The following is a 22,358-nucleotide window of genomic DNA, read 5'->3' as shown; positions in this document are numbered from 1 at the left end:
CCTCAGTCCTTGCCGAGCGCTCGCGCGAGCTGCCGCTTGTTCATCTTCGAGCGGCCCTTGATATTGCGCTGTCTGGCCTCGTTGTACAGCTGGTCGCGGGTCGGGCCCTTCGGACCGCTGCGGCCAGAGCGCTGCCCGCCGCGCTGCTGTGGCGACTTGTCCTTGACCGAGGAACGGCTGGCGGTCTTCGACTGCCCGGATTGGGCGCGATTCTTGTTGACCGTCCGCGCGGCGATTTCCTTCGCCCGCTTCTGGCTCTCGCCCCGGTCCTCTGCCGAGTCCTTGATGTGCTCGTACTGCCGTTCCTGTTTATTGCTCCATTCCTTTGGCATCTCACACCTCCTGCTCGCCGAGTACCCCGGCTGGCAGCGCGAAACCAGGACCGAAGCGTGGGCTCGATCGGGGCGAGATCAGCGTCGATATGCTGGCCGGGTGAAGGTGGTTCCTGGCACGTTGGTGACCGTCGCCGATGATCTGGACGCGGTGACGACGGTCGGGCACGAGGACGATCCGGCCGATGCCGGGTTGACGAACGCGGATGTCGCGGCGCTGTGGGCATCGGTGCAGGCGTGGTACCGGATGGGGACGACGCCCGCGATTCAGACCTGTCTGCGGCGCAATGGGAAGATCGTGCTGAACCGGGCGATCGGGCACGGCTGGGGGAATGCGCCGAAAGACGGTCCGGATGCGGAGCGGGTGCTCGCGACGCCGGAGACGCTGTTCTGCGGGTTCTCCACCGCCAAGGGCGTGGCCGCGACGCTGATGTTCATGCTGATCGAACAGGGTGCGTTCGCGTTGAATGATCCGGTGTGCGAATACATTCCGGAGTTCACCGCGCACGGCAAGGATGCCATCACCATCGGCGATGTGCTGTCGCATTCGGCGGGTGTGCCGTTCATAACGCCGCCCTACAAGGGCGTCGACTTGGTGCTCGACGAGGAGTTGGCCGTGCAGGGCTTGGCCGATCTGGTGCCGAGCTGGCGGCCGGGTCGATTCCGCGTCTATCACGCATTGACCAGTGGCTTGATCCAGCGGCTGCTGGTACGGCGGGCCACCGGGAAGCGGATGCGCGAACATCTCGCCGAACAGGTGCTCGAACCATTGGGCTTCCGCTGGAACAACTTCGGGGTCCGTCCCGAGGATGTCGACAAGGTCGTGCCCAGTGTGAAGACCGGCCCGCCGCCGTCCCGGATGTCGATACTTTTGGCGCGCAAGGCCCTCGGCGGCCGGATGGACGGTGCGACCGCCCGATCCGCGAATCGGGATTTCCTGACCGCCGAACTGCCGTCGGGCAATATCGTCACCACGGCCTATGAACTGTCTCGTTTCTACGAAATCCTCACCCGCGGTGGTGAACTCGACGGCGTCCGGATCATCGAGTCCGATACCCTCCGCGAAGCGATCCGCCCCGCACCCCGGATGCCCGGCCTGGCCGGACGCGTGAGCCGCGCGGGCTTCGAACTCGGCGCTCGTCGCTCGAAGTTCGGGCGAAATACCCAGTCGCATTTCGGCCGTAGCGGCCTGACGACCCAATACGGCTGGGCCGACCCCACCCGCGGACTCTCCGGGGCGATCCTCACCAGCGGCAAGGCCACCACCGACACCGAACGCCCCTGGGCCCTGGTCGCCCAGATCTCCAACACCATCAGCCAACTCCCGCCCGCCGATCGGCTGTTCGACACCGACTGATTCACACGCGGCGCAGCGCCTCGGCGAGGACTTGTGCCGCGTGCCGAGGTCCGGCTTGTGGATCCAGGTGTTCGATTTGGGTTCGGCAGCTGAATCCGTCTGCCAGGACGAGTGTTTCGGGGTCTCGTTTGCGAATGGCCGGCATCAGTTTGTCCTCGGCGCAGGCCACCGAGACGTCGTAGTGGCCGCGTTCGAAGCCGAAGTTGCCGGCCAGACCGCAGCATCCGGCATCAAGTACCTCGACGTCGAGTCCGGTTGCGGTCAACAGCCTTTGGTCGGCCTCGTACTGCAGGATCGCGTGCTGGTGGCAGTGCGGCTGGACCATGGCGTGCGCGTCGATGCGCGGTGGTTCCCAGTCGTCGGCCTTTTCGGTGAGGATTTCGCCGAGGGTGCGGACCTGATTCGCCAGTCGGTGGGCATCTTCGTCGCCGGGAAGCAGTTCGGGCAGATCGGCGCGGAAGACGGCGGCGCAGCTGGGTTCGAGCACGACGATGGGGGTGCTCGAGCGCAGCTGGGGTTCGAGCTGGCGCAGGGTGCGACGGAGTACTCGTTTGGCGGTGGGAAGTTGGCCGGTGGAAATCCAGGTCAGTCCGCAACAGACTGTGCGCCTTGGTATTTCGATCTCGAATCCGGCGGCCTCCAGTACGGTCACCGCGGCTTCGGCTATTTCGGGGGCGAAGTTGTTGGTGAAGGTATCGGGCCACAGCAGCACTCGGCCGCGATGGCCGCGCTCGTCCGGTGCGCGGCGGGCGAACTTCTCGGTGAAGCGCTCGCGGGCGAAGCGCGGCAGTTCGCGGCGCGGGTCGACGCCACCCAGACGTTTGAGCAGCCCACCCGGGCCCCTGCTCTGCGCCAGTGCATTGGCCGGTGCGGATACGGCGGTGGCGAACCGGGCCCACAGCGGGATCCAGCCCATCGAGTAGTGCGCCATCGGCCGGACACGGTGTTCGTAGTGGTGGGACAGGAATTCGACCTTGTAGGTGGCCATATCGACATCGACCGGACAGTCGCTGCGGCAGCCCTTGCAGGCCAGGCACAGATCGAGGGCATCGCGCACCTCGGTGGAGCGCCAGCCATCGGTGATCACCTCACCCTGGAGCATTTCGAACAGGAGGCGGGCGCGACCGCGGGGGGAGTGTTCCTCCTCCCTGGTCGCCCGGTAGCTCGGGCACATCACACCGCCCTCGTGGCCGCGGCACTTGCCGACGCCGACACAGCGCGCGGCGGCCACGCTGAACCGGTGGTCGTCCTCCGGGAAAGTGAAGTGGGTCACCGGATTCCACGGTCGATAGTCCGCACCTTGGCGCAGGTCCTTATCCAGTGGACGGGGGTGTACCACCTTGCCGGGATTCATCCGATTGCGCGGATCGAACAGATGCTTGACCGCGCCGAATGCCTCGACGACCCGATCGCCGAACATGATCGGCAGCAGTTCGCCGCGTGACTGTCCGTCGCCGTGTTCACCGGACAGCGATCCGCCGTACCGCACTACCAGCTGTGCGCTCTGCTCGGCGAATCCGCGGTACTTCGCAATGCCTTCCGCGCTACGGAGATCGAACGGTATGCGGGTGTGTACGCAGCCGTGGCCGAAGTGGCCGTAGAGCGAGGACGACTGGTAATCGAAATCGCCGAGCAGACTTTCGAAGTCGCGCAGATAGTCGCCGAGCCGGTCGGGCGGCACCGCGGCATCCTCCCAACCCTCATGGGTTTCCGGACTGTCGGGTGGGAACGCGGTGGCACCAAGGCCCGCTTCCCTGGCCGTCCAGATCTCCGCCTCGCGCGCGGGGTCATCGATCATCGTCGAGGTCGCACCGGTTTTCGTGGTGACTTCCTCGACCATCGCCCGCGCCCTGCGGTCGGCTTCGTCCTGGTCGGCTCCCTCGAATTGTGCCATCAGCCAACCTTTTCCGTCAGGCAGCTGTGCGATGGCGGCCCCGGCCAGATGTTCGAGATGCTCCAGTTGGACCAGTCGGTGGTCCACGCCTTCCAGGGCGGTCGGACTGTGCTGCAAGACCATCGGCACCGCATCGGCGGCATCGTAGATATCGGGGTAACCGAGTACGGTCAGCGCCACCGCTTTCGGGCGCTGCACGAGTTCGATTTCGGCGCGCAATACCGTCACCAGCGTGGACTCACTGCCGACGAGCAGTTTCGCGAGATCGAAGCCGTGCTCCGGCAGTAGCGAATCGAGGTTGTAGCCCGACACCCGGCGCGGAATATCGGGATAGTGCGCGCGGATATCCGGCGCGTACTCATCGCGGATCCGCCGCAGGCCGTCCAACAGTTCGGGAAACTCATCCGGGGAGTCCGCGCCGACCCAACCGCGCAACCCGTCGTAGGTCAGGATTTCCAGCCGCCGCACCGAATCGACCATCTTTCCGTACGCCTGCGCTGTCGATCCGCAGGAGTTGTTGCCGATCATCCCGCCGATCGTGCAGCTGACATGTGTCGCGGGTTTCGGGCCGACCATCAGGTCGAAGCGCGCCAACTGCGCGTTGAGCGGGTCCAGCGCGATGCCCGGCTCCACGATCGCGGTGCGGGCCGCCGTATCGACCGAGATCAGCCGATCGCAGTACTTGCTCCAGTCGAGCACCACGGCGGCATTGCAGCATTGACCGGCCAGACTGGTGCCGCCGCCGCGCGAGAGCACCGGCATATCGTGCTCGCGGCACACCGCGATGGCGGCGGCCGCATCCTCGGGTGTGCGCGGCAGCACGACGCCGAGTGGCACCGCGCGGTAGTTCGAGGCATCAGTGGAGTACGTGGCCCTGGATCCGGGATCGAAGCGCACTTCCCCGGAAACCTGCTCGGTGAGTTCGGCCGCGAGTCGCGTCAGCGGGAGATCAATCATTCGGCACCCCTCCTGTCTCGGCACAGAGCGGCTACCCACTCCGGGGCCCGGCACACCCGCTGATTGCCTGCCCATTCGCTGGGTATCACCGGTCTGACCAACCCGGATACCGAACAGGAGTCCTCATGAAACAACAGGTTGGTGACTACGTCCTGCAACGACTACGGGAGTGGGGCGTCAACCAAGTCTTCGGATACCCCGGCGACGGCATCAACGGTCTGGTCGCCGCTTTCGGGCGCGCGGATAACAAACCACAATTCGTGCAGGCCAGGCACGAGGAAATGGCGGCCTTCCAAGCCACCGGTTTCGCCAAATTCAGCGGTACGGTCGGCGTCTGCACGGCCACCTCGGGGCCGGGGGCGATCCATCTGCTCAATGGTCTCTACGACGCCAAACTCGACCATGTCCCGGTCGTCGCGATCGTCGGTCAGACCGCGCGCAGCGCCATGGGCGGCAGCTATCAGCAAGAAGTCGATCTGCAGAGCCTGTTCAAGGATGTCGCCAGCGACTATCTGGTCGAGGTCAATGTGTCGAGTCAGTTGCCCAATGCGCTGGACCGGGCGTTCCGCACAGCGATGACTCGGCGTGCGCCCACCGCGGTGATCATTCCGGCCGATCTGCAGGAAGAGCCATACGAGCCACCGGAGCACGAGTTCAAGCAGGTGCCATCCAGCCCACCACATGCGTTGACCGCGACGGTGATCGCGCCGTACCCCGAGATCGAACGCGCCGCCGAGATCATCGACGCCGGATCCAAGGTCGCGGTGCTCGTCGGTCAGGGCGCCCGCTCGGCCGCGCGTGAGGTGGTCGAACTCGCCGAACTCACCGGTGCGGGCGTGGCCAAGGCGCTGCTCGGCAAGGATGTGCTGCCCGATGATCTGCCCTTCGTCACCGGGCCGATCGGATTGCTCGGCAGCAGGCCCAGCTTTGAAATGATGCGCGACTGCGACACCCTGGTCATCGTCGGGTCGAATTTCCCCTACACCCAGTTCATGCCGGAGTTCGGTCAGGCGCGCGCGGTGCAGATCGATATCGACGGCACCATGATCGGCATGCGCTATCCGACCGAGGTGAATTTGGTCGGTGATGCGAAAGCCACACTGGCCGAACTCATTCCGCTGCTGCGCCGCAAGGAGGATCGATCCTGGCGGGAAAAGATCGAGCAGAATGTGGCCCGCTGGTGGGAGACGGTCGAGCGGCAGGCGATGTTGCAGGCCAAGCCGGTCAACCCGATGCGCGTGGTTTGGGAACTGTCCCAACAGCTTCCGGAGAACGCGATCGTCACCGCGGACTCCGGCTCGTCCACCAACTGGTACGCCCGCTGCCTGCGCTTCCGCATCGGTACCCGCGGCTCACTGTCGGGCACCCTGGCGACCATGGGACCCGGTGTGCCCTATGCCATCGGCGCGAAGTTCGCGCATCCGGAGCGACCGGCGATCGCGCTGGTCGGTGACGGCGCCATGCAGATGAACGGGATGGCCGAACTGCTCACCATCGCACGCTATTACCGGCAGTGGAGTGATCCGCGGCTGGTCATCTGCGTCTTCCACAATAACGATCTGAACCAGGTCACCTGGGAGTTGCGCGCCATGGGCGGCGCGCCGAAATTCGAAGAGTCGCAGATACTTCCGGAGACCTCCTACGCGGATCTCGCGCGCTGTATGGGTCTGCCGTCGGTCGCGATCGACGATCCGGACCAGCTCGCCGACGCATGGAAACTGGCGCTGAGCGCGGATCGTCCGGTACTGATCGATGTGCGCTGTGATCCCGAGGTGCCGCCGATTCCGCCGCATGCGACCTATGAGCAGATGAAGGACACCGCGGAGGCGGTGATGCGCGGCGATCCGGATGGCTGGCATCTGATGTGGCAGGGCGTCAAGTCCAAGGTCCAGGAATTCGTGCCGCATCGGAATTCGTCGTCATGACCCTGCCAGCGACCGAGGACGTCGTCGATCCGGCGGGTTCGGTGCGGCTCGCCGAAGCGGTCGCGCCGACTCGGCCGCATCCGAAGACCAGCGAATCCGCGGTGGCGAATCTGTCGGCCGGACCGCCGCTGGCGATCTTCGACCAGGCGCGTGATGCGGTGCGGTACCGGCGTCGGGAAGACGGCGGATGAGGGCCCGCGTCGCGGCCGTGGCGGAAGTCCTCGGCTGGTGGGCGGTGCTGGTGTTGCTGTGGCTGGCGACGCTGACCACGTTCGGTCTCCAAGAGTTGGCCGCGGCCGCCGTCCTCGCCTTACCCGTTGCTTGGGCAGGGCGGGTGGGACGGCTTGCGGTGCAAGGCAATTGGCGGATGCCGGATAAGGTTCCGCGGCTATTGGCCGCGCTGCCCGGCGCGATCGTGCGCGACAGTTGGGCCGCCCTGTCGTCCGCCGCGCGTGGCAGGCCGGTCGGGCGGTTCGAGGCGGACGAACTCGACGCGGAAACCGATGCGCTGCGGCGAGCGGGCCGGGCGGCATTGATCACCGGCGTGCTCTCGGCTACGCCCGGCTCGGTGGTCATCGATGCCGATAACGACGACCTGCTGATGCATGTACTCGCGACATCCGCGACCCGACTGCGGCGGATGTTCGGGGGCTGATCGAAATGTCCACCGCGCCTTGGCTGCTCGCATCGGGTGTGCTGCTGGTCGGTGGGATCGGGCCCGCGCTGCTGCTGTCCGGTCGGGGGACGGCGGCGCATCGGCTCGTCGGGCTGCAACTGGTCGGCTCGCTGTTGATCCTCGTCTTGATATCGCTGAGTCTGGGACTCGGCAGGCCGGACTATCTGATCGTGCCGCTGGTGCTCGTCCTGCTGTCCTTCGCGGGCACGCTGGTTTTCACGCGCCTGCTGGGGGTCCGTGATGACTAGTTTCTTCGTCGACGCACTGCTCGCGATCGGCACCCTTGCCGCGGTGGCGGCATCGGTGGCCGCGCTCCGGCCGCGTTCGGTCTATGCGCGACTGCACTATTCGTCGGTTATCAGCTCGGTCGCCGGTCCGATCATCGCGCTCGCGGTGCTGATCGCGCAGGGGCCGGGACTGACCACGGCGATCGTCGCGGTGACCCTCCTACTGCTGGCGCTCACCGCTCCGGTGCTGAGCGCCGCTATCGGCAGGCTCAATGCCCGCACCGACGGCAGGATCGAGGCTCCGCAATGAGCGCCCTGATCGTGATCACGCTCGGGCTGGTCGCGGTGGCCGGCACGGTCGTCGTATTCACCACCGAGCCGCAGCGGCAGGCGGTGTCACTGGCGGTATTCGGTGCGCTGCTGGCACCCGCATTCCTCGTGCTCAGCGCGCCGGATGTGGCGTTGTCGCAGGTCGCGGTGGGGACCGCGGTGGTGCCGCTGATGGTATTGCTCGCTGTGCGTGCCGTGGAGCGGAGGCGACGATCGTGAGGCACGGTGCGCGACTGGTGATCTTCCTCGTCGGCGGGGCCGGACTTGTCGTATTGCTCGGGCTCGCGCTGTTCCGGATGCCAGGATTCGGCGGCACCGACCATCCGTATCGGGACGCGGCAGTCCAGGCGTCGCTGGAGCAGCACAGTCCGAATGCGGTTTCCTCGGTCAATTTCGATCAACGTGGCCTCGATACCTTCGGCGAGGAGGCCATTCTGGTGGCCGCGGTGCTCGGCGCGGCGACGCTATTGCGTCCGGAAGGGCAACGGACGCACCGGCAGTCCGAGGATGTCGGCCGTATCGTGCAGGCGACCCGGTTCTTGGGGTATGCCCTGTTGCCGGTGACCCTGATGATCGGCGCGGATGTGGTCGTGCACGGACATCTCACGCCGGGTGGCGGCTTCCAGGGTGGTGTGGTGCTGGCCACCGGTCTGCATCTGCTGTATGTGGCTGGCAATTATCGCGCGCTGCGGCGGGTGCGTCCGCTGGTCTGGTACGAGTTCGGCGAGGCCGCGGGCATGGGCACGGTGGTGGCGCTCGGACTGGCCGGAATCCTCAGTGGTGCTGGATATCTGGCGAATATTCTGCCGCTCGGGCAATTCGGCCGCCTGCTGTCGGCCGGTACGCTGCCGCTGTTCAGCGTGGCGGTCGGTCTAGCGGTCGGCAGTGGTGTCGTCGTACTGCTCGCGCAGTTCCTCGACGAGTATCTGACTACGGAGAGGCGGGCGTCGCGATGACGGTATTTCCCTATGTGATCGCCGGATGGCTCTTGCTGATCGGCATTTTCGGCGTGGTACGCAGCAGACATCTGGTGCACACCGTGGTGTGCGTATCCATCGGACAATCGGGAACCTACGTCCTGCTATTGGCCGTCGGCTACCAAAAGGGCGCGTCCGCACCGATTTTCGGCTCCGCCAATCCACCCGGCTCGCCCGCGGTGGACCCGGTGGTACAGGCCATGACATTGACCGACATTGTGGTCTCCGCGACGGTGACGGCGTTGCTGCTGGCGCTGGTCGTGCAGATCGCCAAGCGGCACGGCACCGTCGTGCCCGACGAACTGCACGCGCTGCGTGGCTGATGGTCCCCTTCGATCAGGCACTCCCGGCACTCCTGATCGCGCTGCCGGTCGCCGGTTCCTGTGTGCTGCTCGCCTTCGGTCGGATATTGCCCAGGTTGCTGATCGATGTGATCGGCACGGGTACCGCACTCGCCGGGACGATCCTGGCGGGATGGCTGCTGTACGCGACCGGCGCGGGCACGGTGGTGTCCTGGTCCGGTGGGTGGGAGCCGCGACCGGGGTCGACCGTCGGGATTGTGCTGGTCGCCGATCGGCTCGGTGCCGCAATGGCTTTGCTGATCGCATTGCTCACCACGACCGCGCTCCTGTTCGGCTGGCGGTACTTCGACAATCTGCATGCGCACTATCCGGCGCTGGTCCTGCTCTTCGCCACCGGTATGACCGGGTTCGCGTTGACCGGTGACATTTTCGACATGTTCGTCTTCTTCGAACTGATGGGCGTCGCGGCCTACGCGTTGACCGGACTGAAGATCGAGGAACCCGAATCCGTGCAGGCCGGACTGAATTTCGGGGTGATCAATTCGCTCGGCGCGTATCTCTGCCTGTTCGGAATCGGACTGCTGTATGCGCGGACCGGGCAACTCGGCCTGGCGCAGTTGGGAATTGCGGTCGAAGCACGGTCGGGTGATGCTGTTGTTTTGGCCGCGTTCGTGCTGATCGCCACCGGATGGCTGGTCAAGGCGGCGGCGGTGCCGTTCCATTTCTGGCTGGCCGATGCGCATGCCGTCGCACCGTCGCCGGTCTGTGTGCTGTTCTCCGGTGTGATGGCGCCGCTGGGTGTGTATGGGCTGGCGCGGGTGTATTGGACGGTGTTCGATACCGTGCTTCCCGCTCCGGGCGTGCGCCGAATGTTGTTGGTGTTGGGCATCTTTACCGCCGTACTCGGTGCGGTGATGTGTGTGCTGCAGCGGCATATCAAACGGCTGCTCGCATATTCGACGATCGCGCACATCGGTTTGTTCCTGCTCGGTCTCGCCGCTTTGTCACCGCTCGGTGTGGCCGCATCGGCGCTGTATCTCGGTGGTCATGCCGCGGTGAAGGGGGCGCTGTTCCTGCTGACCGGTGTGCTGCTGTCGCGGTATCGCAGTGTGGACGAGTTCAGTTTGCACGGCCGGGCACGTGGTCAACGGAGCATCGGTGTGCTGTTCGTACTTTCGGCGTTGATATTGGCGGGGTTGCCGCCGTTCGGTGCGGGTCTCGGCAAGGCCCTGCTCGAGGAATCCGACGCCTCGATTCTCCTTGTGACACTGGTGATCGTCGTATCGGCGTTGACCGGTGGGGCGGCGTTGCGTGCGGGGCTGCGGGTGTGTTTCGGTGTGGGCGAGGTGCCCGAGCGCAAGCTCGATCCCGAGGAGACCACCGGGGAACACGAGATCCCCGATGTCGCCGCGCCGCGCGACAGGACGCCGATCACGATGATGGCGGCGGTGCTTGCTTTATTGCTCGTCGCGCTATTACTCGGTCTGCCAACCGGACTCACGAGAGCTATCGGCCCCGCTGCCGCGACGTTCGTCGATCCCGAGGCTTACCGGGCAGCGGCGCTGCTCGGCAATACGACAGGCCACCCCGATGCGGCGCCGCGTATCGAATGGACCGGAGCAGGCTTGGCGTTCGGTCTGTTGTCGACCGTCCTGGCCGTGCTCATGGCAGTTGCCACGCTGCACTTCGAGACGTTGCGTACACGCGGACGGCCGCCGATCCGACCGATTACCGCGGCCGAGACCGCATTACACCGACTGCACAGCGGACATGTCGGTGACTACGCCGCTTGGCTGGTTTTCGGCGCGGCAGTCGTTGCCGGACTGGTTGCCACCGGCTGGTTGTATTGAGGCACGTGGTCAGCTTTCTCGAGCGCCGGGCAGTAGGCGCGGGAGGACGGTTGAGCCCGCGGTCGCCGCGGCGGCGGAGGTCGTGGCGATGGTCCAGCCGACGGGACCCAGTGGGGTGCAACCGAAATAGGCCGACAGTCCCGGAACCATGACCACCGCGCCGAGCACAACGCCGCTGGCCGCGGTGGTCACCCAGACCAGGGGACTGCGGTGGCCGGAGAGGAGTGTCTGTCCGAGTTGGGTGCCGATGAGGGCGACCAGTCCGATGGTGGCCGCGCGGCGCTGGGTTCCGGTGTAACGGCCGATCGTCCACGCCGTGCACGCACCCGCCGCGGTGGCTATGCCGCGCACCGCGATCGTGCGGGTGAGGTCGGGACCCAGGCTGGCAGGCGGAATTTCGGCCAATTGTCGCGCCCGCCGCTCGGTGCCGTGCTCCACATCGCGCGGGTCCGGGCTGTCGCGATCCGGTGAAAGGGCGAGGGCCAGTGCGGGAAACATATCGGTGAGCATGTTCACCAGCAGGAATTGCCTGGTGCCCAGTGGTGCCCGTCCGCCGACCACGGTGCCGTAGATGGTGAACGCGATCTCCCCGGCATTACCGCCGACCAGCACGCCCACCGCATCGGTGATGCGCTGCCACATGCCGCGTCCCTCCACCACCGCGTGCAGCAGTGCGAGCGGATTCGGATCGGTGAGCACCAGATCGGCCGCATTGCGAGCGGCTGCGGATCCCCGTGCCGCCAAACCGATTCCGATATCGGCGCTACGGATGGCGGCGGCGTCATTGCTGCCGTCGCCGGTCATGCCGACCACATGTCCATTGCGGCGCAGCGCGGCCACGATGCGCACCTTCTGCTCCGGATCGACCCTGGCGAAGACGGTGCTGCGTTCGATGAGCTCGGCCTGCTCGGAATCGTCGAGCCGATCCAGATCGGCGCCAGTGGTGACGGTACCCACCGCGATGCCGAGTTGGCGGGCCACCGCCGCGGCTGTGACCGGATGGTCGCCGGTGATCATGCGCACGCCGATATCGTTGTCCTGCAAGGCCGTCACCAGCGGCAGCGTTTGTGGGCGCGGGGTGTCGGCGATGCCGAGGAAGCCGAGCAGCGTGAGTTTGTCGACAGCGCCTTCGACGTCATCGGGTTCGTCGGAGAAATCGCGGCGGGCAACGACGAGTACACGTAAGCCTTGTTCGGCGAGGTCGTCGACGACCTCCTGCGCACGCTTGCGCACGTCGTCCGAGAACTGTTCTGCGGTAGGCGATTTGGTGCAGCGGGGTAGGACGACTTCCGGTGCGCCCTTGACGATCAGGCGCAGTCTGCGCGTCGTTTGGCCGAGCACCGCGGCATAGCCACGATTGGATTCGAACGGGATCTCCTCGATCGGATCCCACCGGTGCGCATCGTCGCCGAGGTTTTCGGCGGCATCCAGGACGGCGCGGTCGGTGGCGTGCAGCACCGGTCCATCGTCCGGATCCGGGCAGGCGCGGGCGGCGGCGCGCAGTAGTCGTCGCGCATCGTCGGACTCGTCATCGGGTGACCACTGGTTGTTCAGGTCGGCCAGCATGGTGAGCCGCAGCCGTCCCTCGGTGAGGGTGCCGGTCTTATCGAAGCACAGGGTGTCGACGCGGCCGAGCGCCTCGACGGTGCGGCTGGCGCGGACCAGCACGCCGTAGCGCGACAGTCGACGCGCGGCCGCCAGCTGCGCCACCGTGGCGACCAGGGGCAACCCCTCCGGCACCGCGGCCACCGCGACCGCGACACCGTCGGAGATCGCATCGCGCAGCATCCGCCCACGCAGGCCGCCGAGCGCGGTGACCAGGGCGCCACCCGAAAGGGTAAGCGGTAGAGCATTTTTGGTGAGCTGCCGCAGTTGGGCCTGTACTCCGCCCTTATCCGGCGGTACCGCGCCCGCGGCCGCGCGACCGGCCTGAGTATCGGAGCCTACGGCGACCACGACGGCCACGCCCGTCCCGTTCACAACGGTGCTGCCCGCGAAGATCATGCAGGCGCGTTCGCCGAGCGCCGCGCTGGGTGTGGCCGCGAGACTCTTCTCGACCGTCACCGATTCGCCGGTCAGACCGGATTCGTCCATTTCCAGTTCGTCGACGCGCAGCAGTCGCGCGTCGGCGGGCACCACATCGCCCGCGCGGACGACCAAGATGTCGCCGATGGCGAGAGCGTCGGCGGGCACGGATTCTTCGGTCTGTTCGGACTCGTCGATCGCGGCGCGGTCGATCAGGCGGCCGGTGAGTTGTTCGCCTTCGAGCAGGTCCTGCAATTCGCTCTCGGCGCGCTGCCGCTGAGCGGCCGATATCACCGCATTCACCGTCAGCACGGAGGCGAGAAGTATGGCATCGGACGGCTCACCGAGTATGGCGGTGGCGACGGCACCGACGCTGAGGATCGGTGTCAGCGGGTCATCCAGTTCGTGGCGCAGATGGCGGGCAAAGGAGGTCACCGGTGCGAGAGTTCTGGTGATCAAGCTCCGTTCGGCTCGGGCCGGGATTGCGCGCTCGTCGAGTGCCGGGGGTTGTGGTAGGCGTCCCAGTACTTCATTGGATTCCAATGCGTGCCAAGGTAATAGGGGCGCGATGGTGGTGGGTGGTGCGGATGTGGCCGCGCGAATCCCGTTGCGCGCTCCGGTCGTCAGCGCGGTCAGCTGTGCGGCGACCATCGGCGTTGTTCGAGCCTTCCTGGTCGGGGTGACGGCGAGCAGCAGCCCGCCGAGCGCGCACGCCGACAGCGCCAGGGTGCGCCCGCGCTCACTGACCTGCCGCGCGGGCGCGACCGTCGCGAGCACCCGCTGCACCTGGTCCAGATCCCGGCAGATGGCATCGGCGGCCCACGGTGGTTCGCAGTGATCGGCCCTGAACAATCCGAGCGCCACATCGGCTCGGGCCAACGCCTTATGCGCGCACGGGCTCAGCATCGCGACAACCTGACCGTCCTGTTGCAGCCGCTCGACCAGCTTGCTCATCGATCCCGTCGCGGAAACGAATTCATCAGCGAGCGAACGCAATTCATTCGCATCCTCGTGCGCGACGAGCACCACCCGTAACCCGGCCCGCCGCGCCGCGGTCAACACATCGTGCGCACTCGGATCGAGCTCCCGCCCGAGCAACACCCGCCCCACCGTCCGGTCACCGTCGCGCAGTTCCCTCCAGACCGGCCGGATGGTGGCCCCACGATCACGGGCCCCGCTCTTCGGATGCACCAGCCGCAGCGCCGCGTCCTTCGCTGCGGTCTCCCGTTCCGCCTCCGTTACGGCATGCTCATCGCCCTCGGTCGCGGCTGCCTCGTAGTCCACGGTGGCGGCCTGCTTGTCGCCATTCGGCGCGGCCCGCTTATTTCCGTCGGTCGCGGCGTGCTTGTTGCTCTCAGCCGCGGCCGCCTTGTTGCCGTCGGTGGTGGGTTCCCTGCTCCCGGCGTGCTTGTCGCCGACCGCCGCGGTCTTCTCGCCTGTCCCGGTCGCGTCCGGCTTGTGGCCGTTGGTGGCCGCTTTCTTGTTGCCGTCGATCGCAGTCGGCTTGTTGGTTTCGGCAGCCTTCCCCGCTGTCGCGGACTCCCAGTCCACGGGCGCGGTCTCCCCGCCCTCCGACGACCACAGCAATCGCTGCGCCGCGCTCCAGACCTTCCCGGTGGACCATTCGTCGTCGACCGACTCGACATCGAGCACCAATCGGCGTGCGGTGAGCAGCGCTTCGCCGTCGATCACCAGCGTGGTCAGCCGGTCCAAGCGGCGCCACGCGCCTCGATGCAATGTCAGCACGCCCGCTCGCGCCAGGACCATATTGACGCTGGCGGCGTAGGCCTCGCGGGAGGCCCGGGCGGCCTTCGGTGCGCCGAGGCCGAGAGCATCGGCGGCATCGCCCAAGCGGCCGAGGCCGACGAATGCCGCGGTGCCGATCATCGAGCCGGCCGCGGTTTCGTCGGCGACGCGTTCGATCGGGCCACCCGGCAGGTCCGTGGGGCGGGTGTAGGGCGGTAGTGGTTCGGTTACGTCGGGGTGTTCGCGGCACACCAGTTCGGACTCCCAGTTGCGCCACTCCAAACGCTGAGCGATGGCCTCGCCGAGTAGGAAGGTGCGCTGAGCCGTATCGGCCAGCAGATTCGAAAGTCCGTCGGCGGCGTCTTCGCCGAATGCGGTTCCGATCGCGGTGACGACGGTGAGGGCCATATCGGTGCGGGAGCGCCCGAATCGCGATTCGAGCATCGTGCGCAGTCGCGGTTGGGTGTCGACGAAGGTGGCCGCGGCCCGCACCGCGCGCGCCGGACCACCGAACGGCAGCCGCGCGCCGAACGTGGACACCGCAATGGCGAATACCTCGCTGGCCACCTGAATTCCGGCCGCCAGCAACGGTTCCCGGTCCTCCGGGTATTCGACGCTGCGACTCCAGTCCACTTCGGCGACATTGTTATCGGCCTCGATCCCCTCGATGGCCTCGAGCAGTTCCGGCAGTCCGGTCGCGCCGTCGCGCAGCGTGGCGACCACCCGACCGGTCACCGCATTGACCTGTGTCCACCGCACACCGCGCAACTTGCCGAGCCGCTCGTCCAATGTCCGCGCGAGGGCAGCGCCGCGCTCGGAGCTCAGTCCGCGCACCTCGATGGTCGCCTTGTCATCGCGCAGGGCTACCCGACGGTTGGCCCGCCGCTCATGCGGATCGACCAGATCGAGCAGGTCGTCGCCGAGCGGGCTCTCCGGTGTGGGAGTCATTTCGTCGACTCCGGCAGCGGCCGTGTCGATGATCGATGTCGCGGCATCGGCCACTGCTTCCGCCGCGTGTTCCGCCGCATGCAGCGGTGCTTCGACGAGTTGTACGCCCAATCCGACAGCCGTCGAAACGCCGGTGCGCACCACACCGGTTATCGCCGCCGTCGGCGCCTCGATCCACCACGGTGCCAAACCATCGCGCCTACCCATATTCGGCAACTACCCGGCATCGCCGGATGCAAACGGGTACCGAAAGTGGTTGTTGGCTGGGAGTTTAGCCACTGCGCCACGGCCTTCGGGGGCGCTGGATTGGCCGTCTCGTCAGCGGGTATGCGACGTACATGCCGACCTCAGGACAATGCAGGTCGACAAGCGACATGCGAGGCTGCCCGGCACCGTCAATGAGGACGAGGCCCCCGATGAAGCGGACCGAGCACGGCCAGCCACGCGACGCTCGACAACACCAGAAAGTGTCATGTGATGAGGCAGGTAACGGTGCTGTTCGCGGACGGGGGCGAGGGCGGCGGAGCCGCATTGGACCAGGTCGCGGTGCTGACCGGCACGGCGATCGCCATCGCGGCCGTGCTGGCCGTGGTCGGGTACCTGCACCGCACCCGCCGCATCACCTGGCTGCGAACCGCCGCCGATCGGCTCGGACGGCTCAGCAACCGGCCCGGCTGGGTCGCGCTGCCGCTCGCGCTGTTCATCGCCACCATTCTCACCGCGCTGTTCGGCTTCATCTGGGATGTGAGCCTGCATATCGGCAAGGGCCGCGACGAGGGCCCGCTGGCGAATCCGGCGCACTACTTCATCATGATCGGTCTGTTCTTCCTGTTCATGGCCGGAATGCTGGCCATCATCCTGCCGCTGGACGAGAAACCGGGTCCGGCGGCGATTCGGATCACCACAGACTGGTACGCCCCGGTCGGCGGCGTGCTGATGGCGGGCGCCGGACTGTACGCCCTCATCGGCTTTCCGCTCGACGACATCTGGCACCGGCTATTCGGACAAGACATCACCCTGTGGGGTCCGACGCACCTGATGCTGATCGGCGGTGCTGGTCTATCGCTGGTCGCCGTGCTGCTACTGGAATTCGAAGGCCGCCTCGACCGCCCCGATCCGGATCGCACCGACGGACCACTGCTGTGGCTGATCCGCACCTTCGCATTCGGCGGTCTGCTGATCGGCCTGTCGGTGTATCAGGTCGAATTCGATTTCGGCGTCGAACAATTCCGTCTCGTCTTCCAGCCGATGCTGATCGCGGCCGCGAGTACGATCGCGCTGATTTCGGCGCGGTACACGCTGGGGCGCGGTGGTGCGTTGGCGGCGGTTGTCTTCGCGATCTTCGTCCGCACCGTGGTGGCGGTCGTGGTCGGTCCGCTGCTCGGCGCACCGCACAACGTATTTCCGCTGTATCTCGGTATCGCGCTGATCGTGGAGCTGATGGCACTGTTGCCCACTTCCAGACCCGTTTGGTGGGGTGCGCTGACCGGACTGCTCGCGGCCACTCTCGGGCTCTGGCTCGAATCGCTCTGGGTAACAGGGATGTTCGTGGACTCCTGGCCGACCGGCATGTGGCCGGAGCTATTGGTCATGGCGGTGCCGGTGGGTATCGCGGGCGGTGCGGTCGGCGTACTGCTCGGCATGGTCCTGCGGGGCGAAGAGCTGCCGCGTGTCGCGATTCGCCGTGGCATCGTGATCGCGGCGGTGCTGATCACCGCAGCGGCCACCGCGAACGGCCTGCGCGTTGATGTTCCCGAAAATGCTTCCGCAACAGTCCAATTGCGTAATGCGGCACCGACAAACGACGGCCGGATGGTGAACGCCGATATCACCCTGGCACCGAAGGATTCGGTGGGCGCTGATCCCGAGTGGGTGCAGATTCTGGCCTGGCAAGGTGGCATCGGTTCCTCGAGCCCGGGTCGCGGATTGGTGATCGATCAGCTGCGCAGGGTCGGGGAGGGACACTATGTCAGCTCGAAACCGGTTCCGGCATACGGCACCTGGAAGACGATCTTGCGGGTGCACGACGGCCGAATGCTGACCGCACTACCGATCTACATGCCCCATGACCCCGGCATCGACGCCGCCGAAGTTCCGGCACTGGACCAGTTCACCCGCCCCTTCGTCCCGGAAATCACTGTGCTCCAACGTGAACGCTCATTCGACCGCCCCTCCTGGCTGATCAATGCGGCATCGCTGGTCGTACTCGTCTGCTCGTTGATTCTCATCTGGGCGCTGTCCTGGGGTGCGGCTCGGATCAACCTCGCCTATCGGCGCGATGTGCGCGCGGAATCGGCGACGTCCGTAGCACCGGGACGACGTTAGCCAGCCGCTGAACGTGGCCCACCCGGGCCGAACCGGGCTAGCCTCGGATTATGTGCCGAAATATCACCGCTCTGCGTGGGCTCGAGCCCGCGGCCACCACGGAAGAAGTGCATGCCGCGGCGTTGCAGTACGTCCGCAAGGTCGGCGGGCTGTCCAGTATTTCCGCAGCTACGCGCCCTGCGGTCGACGCTGCCGTTGCCGATATCGCGGCCGCGACCATGCGGCTGCTCGAACAATTGCCCGACCGGAAGGTACCGCCGAAGACCGTGCCGCCGCTGCGGCGGCCCGAGGTGCAGGCGCGCGTCCACGCGCATTCGCACGATTGACGCTGCTGTGAGCAGATCTGCTGAGGGCAGCGTGGCGAGATTTTTCCGGTAGGCGCGCGGCACGGTGGAGTCATGGCTCACGATGACAAGACACCGTTGTTCAGTTGGCGCGCCAGGGAGCAGCTGCTCAGCAGGCGGATTCTGGTGCTGGACGGACCCCTCGACGACGATAACGGGACGCTGCTGATGACGCAGTTGCTCACCTTGGCGGCCGAGGATCCCGACGCGGGGATCTCGTTGTGGATCCACTCCCCGGGTGGTTCGGTTCCGGCAATGCTCGCCATTCGCGACGTGATGCGACTGGTGCCGTGCGAGGTCTCCACCTTGGCGCTCGGATTGGCTTGCAGCGCAGGGCAATTCCTGTTGTCGGCGGGTACGCCGGGGCGGCGGTTCGCCTTGCCGCACGCCAGGGTGTTGATGCATCAGGGCTCGGCCGGAATCGGCGGCAGCGCCGTCGACGTCGAGGTCCAAGCCGATGACTTGCGATACACCGTGGAGACGGTGCTCGGCATCATCGCGGGGGATACCGGCCAGCCCTACGACCGTATCTACGAGGATTCGCTGCACGACCGCTGGTTCAGCGCGGCGCAGGCCAAGGAGTACGGCTTCATCGACCACATTGTCGGCTCGTTCGGGCAGATCGTGCCCCAGCGTCAGCGGATCGGAATTTCGGCATGACCTACACCATTCCCAATGTCATCGCCCAGCATCCGCGCGGCGGCGAGCGGATCACCGATATCTACTCGCACCTGCTCGCCGAGCGGATCGTCTACCTCGGCACTCCGATCGATTCCGGCGTCGCCAACGCGCTCATCGCACAGCTATTGCACCTCGAGTCGGAGAGTCCGGAGCAGGAGATCAACCTGTATATCAACTGCGAGGGCGGCGATCTGTCCGCCATGCTCGCGGTGTACGACACCATCCAGTTCATCAAAGCGCCGGTGGCGACCACTTGCGTCGGCCAGGCCATCGCGGTCGGCGCGGTCCTGCTGGCCGGTGGCGAACCCGGTCGCCGCTCCCTGCTGCCGCACGCCCGGGTGGTCCTGCACCAGCCCGCCGCCCGCGGTCAAGGCGCGATCCCCGACCTGATCCTGCAGGCCGACGAGCTGGTGCGGATGCGCGCCGAAATCGAGTCGATCCTGTCTCGACACACCGGTCAACCAGCCGAGCGACTGCGGCACGACACCGACCGCGACCGCGTCTTCACCGCACAAGCCGCCGTCGACTACGGACTGGTCGATAACGTGCTCGGTGCCCGCGCGGACTGATCAGCGTCTGCCCGCGTGCGTGGGGGTTGCGCCGAGCGAAGTCGAATGGTGGTTGGTTTCGAGCCGCCATTCGACTCGCCTCGACAACGCAGTGGTTGGGCGGCGAGCGTCCGGAGAGGCCGTGGCTCGGGGTGGCGAGCGTTCTGGGTCGCCGTGGCTCGGGTGACGAGTGTCGCGAGGAGCTGTGGCCTGGGGCGGAGTACCTCGAGGGGCAGCCTTGGCCCTAGGCCGCGAGTGCCATCAGGGTGGGGGTGGCGCTCGCGCGGGGGAGCGACTGCCGGGCGAAGGTGAGTCGACGATGAGCGCGCAATTCGTCGGCCACCTGCTCGGTGAGACCGAACAGGGTGGTGCCGAGCGCACCTGCCAGTGCCGCGATCATCTCGCTCGACGGTTCCTTGCGGCCGCGCTCCACCTCGGAAAGGTACTGCGGCGAAATGCCTGCGCGACCGGCGGTTTCGACGAGCGTCTCGCGCTGCTCCCGGCGCAGTGTGCGCAGCCGTTCGCCGAGCACCTCGCGCCACAGCGGTTCCTCGGTGTGCCGAGGTCGGTCGTCGCGTCCACCTTGGATCGAGTGCAGCTCGGTCATAGAAAGAGCCTAAGACCGCGGTCGCCGATCCGGCCGGGCATTACGCTGTGGGCGGACAAACCGACGAAGGCCCCATGTCCAACGGACACAGGGCCTTTCGCATCGAGTCGGGATCAGGGCAGCGGAATCCACTGGCCGAAGAACCAGAAGCCGTGGCTCTGCGGCTGCTGATCATGCCGCTGCTGGTCCTGGCGCTGATCCTGCCGCTGATCATGGCCCTGCTGTTGCTGGTCGATACCCGGACGCTGATCCTGCCCGGGATCGGCGCTCGCCACACCCGCACCAACGCCGAGCAGGCCGACCAGTACACCGCCCGCGATCGCACCCTTCGCCAGCCTCGACTTGATCTTCATGCACGTTCCTCCTGTTGTCCGGTCTCGGTCCGAGACCGTCGACCCGTCCGATCCGGACCGACAAGACAATCTTGAAATCGCAATATTTGCGCACCCTATCTGGTGGCTGTGAGTTAGCTGGGGCCGATCCGCGCTCACCGCGCGAGCTGTTCGCAGACGCGATAGGTGGTAAGGATGTTGAGGCGATGCAGGTTTCGGCACAGTTCGAGAAAGCCCTGCTCGGCCAGATCGAAGGGGATCTCGTATTCGCTCAGCGCAGTGGCGAATTCGGGGTCGAGGTCGGTGGCCCACGGATCGGTGCACAGCTCGTAGGTTTCATCGAGCGTGCGGCCCGCCTCGAATGCGGCCGATACCTCGTCGCGTAGACGTTCGAGATAGTCGATGAGCACGGTGATCGCGCGTCGACCGCGGCCCATCGGACCGTGACCAGGGACGATCGTCTCGAGGTCGGGCAGGGCCTGCTGCATGGCGCGCAGCGAGCCGATGTAGGGCTCGGGGCCGCCCTGCAGCAGCATGTGTGCGGATCCCGCGCCGGTCAGGAAGTTTCCGGTCCAGGCGGTGCGCTGTGACGGCACGTAGACGATGGTGTCGCCCGGACCGTTGCCGGGACCGAAGTGGTGCAATTCGACGGTGCGGCCGCCGAGATCGATCTCCATGGTCGCCTCGAACGTCAAATCCGGCAGCCGCCAGCGGGTGACCTCGCCGAACAGCTCCTCGTCGCCGTACATATTGCGCGAGCGGATGTCCTTCTCGTAGCCGAGGTCGTGCATATTGTCGCGGTTGGCGCGCGAGGTAATGACGGTGAGATCGTCGAAGGCGGTATTCCCGAAGGTGTGATCGCCGTGGTAGGTGGTGTTCACCAGGTAGCGCAGCGGTGCATCGGCGAGATCGGTTGCCAGACTTCGGATCTGGGTTCCGATGGTCGGCGTGATGCCGGCATCGATGACCAGTGCCGCCCGGTCGCCGAAGATGACGCCGTTATTGTCCTTCGGCGGCACATTGGCCATGAGCGCGACGACGCCCTCGCCGATCGGATGCGGTATCAACCGCAGGCCGGTCGGGCTCAGATTCGGTCCGGCATAACCGGCCGGACGTTCGGAAATCTCTTGGGACAGTAGATGTTTCGACATGAGCATGATCCTCACGATGGATGACTGCTTGTTGAGCGCTCGGATCGATAATAATCGATCGATCGATTATTAACCAGTGGTCGTCTAGTCTGAGCCCATGACCGTGACTCCGCCACGGCGCGTCGGCCGCCCGCGCAAGGACGAGGCGGGCGATACCCGTGCGCTGCTACTCGCCGCCGCACTGGATCTATTCGTCGAGCACGGCTACGCCGCCACCTCGGTCCGGATGATCGCGCGCGCCGCAGGTCTGTCCGACGGCGGTCTCTACGCTCACTTCGCCAACAAAGAGGCGATCTACCGGGAACTGACCGCCCAGGCCGGTGTCGGCGCGGTGGACACGGTGATCGCCGGGTTGCTTCCGGATCCCGATGCGGCGCCGGATGACCCGCGCGGCTTCCTGACCGAAACCGTCGATCGAATACTGGGCATCTTCGATACCGACGAATCCCGCAAGTTCACCAAACTCCTACTGCGCCAAGCGATTCCGAACGATCCGCGTTTGGTCACCGACATGCTCGGCAAGGGTGCGGCCGCGGTGGCTCCGTACTTTCCGATCTGGGCGCAGCGCGGACAGCTGACCGAAGTGGTAACCGCGGGCCTGCGCACGGGGGAGTCCACCGGTGAAGCCCTGATGTGGGAACTGCTCGCGCCGCTGGGTTTCGTGCGACTGGTCTACCTGCACGGACCGGCGGCGGCCCGCACCGAAGGACGCCGCCGCGCCCACGACCACCTGGCGTTCTTCCTCGCCGCGGTGGTGCGCGACCGACGATGATCTCCCTCGACCACACCGATGACATCCCGGGGCGGACCGTGCTCCGCGGAGT

21 protein-coding genes are annotated in these 22,358 nt (G+C 66.3%); 15 read left to right on the top strand and 6 right to left on the bottom strand.

Annotation, left to right across the window (positions count from 1 at the left end):
* Window positions 1-2: 2 nt before the first annotated feature.
* Complete coding sequence (locus ACQP1T_RS32470; protein ID WP_433756836.1) at window positions 3-332, bottom strand: plasmid stabilization protein; 330 nt, start codon at window positions 330-332, stop codon at window positions 3-5.
* Between the two features lie 100 nt (window positions 333-432).
* Between ACQP1T_RS32470 and ACQP1T_RS32465 the strand changes: the two genes are divergently transcribed.
* Window positions 433-1,689 (top strand): serine hydrolase domain-containing protein, encoded by a 1,257-nt coding sequence (locus tag ACQP1T_RS32465; RefSeq protein ID WP_433756835.1) that lies wholly within the window; start codon window positions 433-435, stop codon window positions 1,687-1,689.
* 1 nt (window position 1,690) lies between these two features.
* On the opposite strand, the gene ACQP1T_RS32460 is transcribed toward ACQP1T_RS32465, so the two are convergent.
* On the bottom strand, window positions 1,691-4,540 hold the full coding sequence (locus tag ACQP1T_RS32460) for an FAD-binding and (Fe-S)-binding domain-containing protein (protein ID WP_433756834.1): 2,850 nt from the start codon (window positions 4,538-4,540) through the stop codon (window positions 1,691-1,693).
* Window positions 4,541-4,665: 125 nt separating this feature from the next.
* Between ACQP1T_RS32460 and ACQP1T_RS32455 the strand changes: the two genes are divergently transcribed.
* From ACQP1T_RS32455 to ACQP1T_RS32415, 9 genes are read left to right on the top strand one after another with little or no spacing between them, the layout of a single operon-like run.
* Entirely contained in the window at window positions 4,666-6,465 is a 1,800-nt protein-coding gene (locus ACQP1T_RS32455; protein WP_433756833.1) for a thiamine pyrophosphate-requiring protein, read from the top strand.
* Window positions 6,462-6,656 carry a hypothetical protein gene (locus ACQP1T_RS32450; RefSeq protein ID WP_433756832.1) on the top strand — a complete coding sequence of 65 codons (195 nt, stop codon included), beginning with the start codon at window positions 6,462-6,464 and terminating at the stop codon, window positions 6,654-6,656. The genes ACQP1T_RS32455 and ACQP1T_RS32450 overlap by 4 nt, the downstream gene beginning before the upstream one ends.
* Window positions 6,653-7,120 (top strand): Na+/H+ antiporter subunit E, encoded by a 468-nt coding sequence (locus ACQP1T_RS32445; RefSeq protein WP_433756831.1) that lies wholly within the window; start codon window positions 6,653-6,655, stop codon window positions 7,118-7,120. Before ACQP1T_RS32450 ends, ACQP1T_RS32445 begins: the two co-directional genes overlap by 4 nt.
* Window positions 7,121-7,125: 5 nt before the next feature.
* Window positions 7,126-7,389: a monovalent cation/H+ antiporter complex subunit F gene (locus tag ACQP1T_RS32440; RefSeq protein WP_433756830.1), complete on the top strand. Its 264-nt coding sequence runs from the start codon at window positions 7,126-7,128 to the stop codon at window positions 7,387-7,389.
* Window positions 7,382-7,678 (top strand): monovalent cation/H(+) antiporter subunit G, encoded by a 297-nt coding sequence (locus ACQP1T_RS32435; protein WP_433756829.1) that lies wholly within the window; start codon window positions 7,382-7,384, stop codon window positions 7,676-7,678. Before ACQP1T_RS32440 ends, ACQP1T_RS32435 begins: the two co-directional genes overlap by 8 nt.
* Window positions 7,675-7,917, top strand: coding sequence for a hydrogenase subunit MbhD domain-containing protein (locus ACQP1T_RS32430; RefSeq protein ID WP_433756828.1), 243 nt, complete (start codon window positions 7,675-7,677; stop codon window positions 7,915-7,917). The genes ACQP1T_RS32435 and ACQP1T_RS32430 overlap by 4 nt, the downstream gene beginning before the upstream one ends.
* Window positions 7,914-8,654 (top strand): MnhB domain-containing protein, encoded by a 741-nt coding sequence (locus tag ACQP1T_RS32425; protein WP_433756827.1) that lies wholly within the window; start codon window positions 7,914-7,916, stop codon window positions 8,652-8,654. Before ACQP1T_RS32430 ends, ACQP1T_RS32425 begins: the two co-directional genes overlap by 4 nt.
* Complete coding sequence (locus tag ACQP1T_RS32420) at window positions 8,651-8,998, top strand: sodium:proton antiporter (protein ID WP_433756826.1); 348 nt, start codon at window positions 8,651-8,653, stop codon at window positions 8,996-8,998. Before ACQP1T_RS32425 ends, ACQP1T_RS32420 begins: the two co-directional genes overlap by 4 nt.
* The gene (locus tag ACQP1T_RS32415; protein ID WP_433756825.1) at window positions 8,998-10,827 is read left to right on the top strand and encodes a complex I subunit 5 family protein; all 1,830 of its coding nucleotides are present in this window, start codon (window positions 8,998-9,000) and stop codon (window positions 10,825-10,827) included. Before ACQP1T_RS32420 ends, ACQP1T_RS32415 begins: the two co-directional genes overlap by 1 nt.
* Window positions 10,828-10,836: 9 nt before the next feature.
* Here ACQP1T_RS32415 and ACQP1T_RS32410 read toward each other — a convergent pair whose 3' ends face one another.
* Complete coding sequence (locus ACQP1T_RS32410; RefSeq protein WP_433756824.1) at window positions 10,837-15,753, bottom strand: HAD-IC family P-type ATPase; 4,917 nt, start codon at window positions 15,751-15,753, stop codon at window positions 10,837-10,839.
* Between the two features lie 270 nt (window positions 15,754-16,023).
* Between ACQP1T_RS32410 and ACQP1T_RS32405 the strand changes: the two genes are divergently transcribed.
* From ACQP1T_RS32405 to ACQP1T_RS32390, 4 genes are all read left to right on the top strand, one after another.
* A complete protein-coding gene (locus ACQP1T_RS32405; protein WP_433756823.1) occupies window positions 16,024-17,871 on the top strand; it encodes a hypothetical protein in 1,848 nt (615 codons plus the stop codon).
* 50 nt (window positions 17,872-17,921) lie between these two features.
* Window positions 17,922-18,197, top strand: coding sequence for a DUF2277 domain-containing protein (locus tag ACQP1T_RS32400; protein ID WP_433756822.1), 276 nt, complete (start codon window positions 17,922-17,924; stop codon window positions 18,195-18,197).
* 72 nt (window positions 18,198-18,269) lie between these two features.
* The gene (locus tag ACQP1T_RS32395; protein WP_062987809.1) at window positions 18,270-18,875 is read left to right on the top strand and encodes a ClpP family protease; all 606 of its coding nucleotides are present in this window, start codon (window positions 18,270-18,272) and stop codon (window positions 18,873-18,875) included.
* On the top strand, window positions 18,872-19,465 hold the full coding sequence (locus tag ACQP1T_RS32390) for a ClpP family protease (RefSeq protein WP_433756821.1): 594 nt from the start codon (window positions 18,872-18,874) through the stop codon (window positions 19,463-19,465). Before ACQP1T_RS32395 ends, ACQP1T_RS32390 begins: the two co-directional genes overlap by 4 nt.
* Window positions 19,466-19,688: 223 nt before the next feature.
* On the opposite strand, the gene ACQP1T_RS32385 is transcribed toward ACQP1T_RS32390, so the two are convergent.
* The 3 genes from ACQP1T_RS32385 to ACQP1T_RS32375 all read right to left on the bottom strand — a co-directional run bounded on the left by ACQP1T_RS32385 (window position 19,689) and on the right by ACQP1T_RS32375 (window position 21,534).
* Window positions 19,689-20,051, bottom strand: a complete 363-nt coding sequence (locus ACQP1T_RS32385) for a helix-turn-helix domain-containing protein (protein ID WP_433756820.1) — start codon at window positions 20,049-20,051, stop codon at window positions 19,689-19,691.
* A 113-nt stretch (window positions 20,052-20,164) separates the two neighbouring features.
* Window positions 20,165-20,404: a hypothetical protein gene (locus ACQP1T_RS32380; RefSeq protein ID WP_433756819.1), complete on the bottom strand. Its 240-nt coding sequence runs from the start codon at window positions 20,402-20,404 to the stop codon at window positions 20,165-20,167.
* 134 nt (window positions 20,405-20,538) lie between these two features.
* Window positions 20,539-21,534, bottom strand: a complete 996-nt coding sequence (locus ACQP1T_RS32375; RefSeq protein WP_433756818.1) for an MBL fold metallo-hydrolase — start codon at window positions 21,532-21,534, stop codon at window positions 20,539-20,541.
* 97 nt (window positions 21,535-21,631) lie between these two features.
* Here ACQP1T_RS32375 and ACQP1T_RS32370 point away from each other — a divergent pair, with 97 nt between their 5' ends.
* Window positions 21,632-22,306: a helix-turn-helix domain-containing protein gene (locus ACQP1T_RS32370; RefSeq protein WP_433756817.1), complete on the top strand. Its 675-nt coding sequence runs from the start codon at window positions 21,632-21,634 to the stop codon at window positions 22,304-22,306.
* Window positions 22,307-22,358: the final 52 nt, after the last annotated feature.

Source organism: Nocardia sp. CA-135398 (genome assembly GCF_050955845.1).
In the GTDB taxonomy this organism is placed as follows: domain Bacteria; phylum Actinomycetota; class Actinomycetes; order Mycobacteriales; family Mycobacteriaceae; genus Nocardia.
Note: the sequence above shows the minus strand (reverse complement) of the source record. Positions and strands in the feature narration are given on the sequence as shown.

Bases quoted from the DNA above. Each gene is read 5' to 3' on its own strand.
- ACQP1T_RS32470 (WP_433756836.1), bottom strand. From the start codon at position 332: ATGCCAAAGGAATGGAGCAATAAACAGGAACGGCAGTACGAGCACATC.
- ACQP1T_RS32370 (WP_433756817.1), top strand. From the start codon at position 21,632: ATGACCGTGACTCCGCCACGGCGCGTCGGCCGCCCGCGCAAGGACGAG.
- ACQP1T_RS32400 (WP_433756822.1), top strand. From the start codon at position 17,922: ATGTGCCGAAATATCACCGCTCTGCGTGGGCTCGAGCCCGCGGCCACC.
- ACQP1T_RS32390 (WP_433756821.1), top strand. From the start codon at position 18,872: ATGACCTACACCATTCCCAATGTCATCGCCCAGCATCCGCGCGGCGGC.
- ACQP1T_RS32430 (WP_433756828.1), top strand. From the start codon at position 7,675: ATGAGCGCCCTGATCGTGATCACGCTCGGGCTGGTCGCGGTGGCCGGC.
- ACQP1T_RS32450 (WP_433756832.1), top strand. From the start codon at position 6,462: ATGACCCTGCCAGCGACCGAGGACGTCGTCGATCCGGCGGGTTCGGTG.
- ACQP1T_RS32385 (WP_433756820.1), bottom strand. From the start codon at position 20,051: ATGACCGAGCTGCACTCGATCCAAGGTGGACGCGACGACCGACCTCGG.
- ACQP1T_RS32410 (WP_433756824.1), bottom strand. From the start codon at position 15,753: ATGGGTAGGCGCGATGGTTTGGCACCGTGGTGGATCGAGGCGCCGACG.
- ACQP1T_RS32440 (WP_433756830.1), top strand. From the start codon at position 7,126: ATGTCCACCGCGCCTTGGCTGCTCGCATCGGGTGTGCTGCTGGTCGGT.
- ACQP1T_RS32405 (WP_433756823.1), top strand. From the start codon at position 16,024: ATGAGGCAGGTAACGGTGCTGTTCGCGGACGGGGGCGAGGGCGGCGGA.
- ACQP1T_RS32435 (WP_433756829.1), top strand. From the start codon at position 7,382: ATGACTAGTTTCTTCGTCGACGCACTGCTCGCGATCGGCACCCTTGCC.
- ACQP1T_RS32420 (WP_433756826.1), top strand. From the start codon at position 8,651: ATGACGGTATTTCCCTATGTGATCGCCGGATGGCTCTTGCTGATCGGC.
- ACQP1T_RS32415 (WP_433756825.1), top strand. From the start codon at position 8,998: ATGGTCCCCTTCGATCAGGCACTCCCGGCACTCCTGATCGCGCTGCCG.
- ACQP1T_RS32460 (WP_433756834.1), bottom strand. From the start codon at position 4,540: ATGATTGATCTCCCGCTGACGCGACTCGCGGCCGAACTCACCGAGCAG.
- ACQP1T_RS32375 (WP_433756818.1), bottom strand. From the start codon at position 21,534: ATGTCGAAACATCTACTGTCCCAAGAGATTTCCGAACGTCCGGCCGGT.
- ACQP1T_RS32455 (WP_433756833.1), top strand. From the start codon at position 4,666: ATGAAACAACAGGTTGGTGACTACGTCCTGCAACGACTACGGGAGTGG.
- ACQP1T_RS32445 (WP_433756831.1), top strand. From the start codon at position 6,653: ATGAGGGCCCGCGTCGCGGCCGTGGCGGAAGTCCTCGGCTGGTGGGCG.
- ACQP1T_RS32395 (WP_062987809.1), top strand. From the start codon at position 18,270: ATGGCTCACGATGACAAGACACCGTTGTTCAGTTGGCGCGCCAGGGAG.
- ACQP1T_RS32380 (WP_433756819.1), bottom strand. From the start codon at position 20,404: ATGAAGATCAAGTCGAGGCTGGCGAAGGGTGCGATCGCGGGCGGTGTA.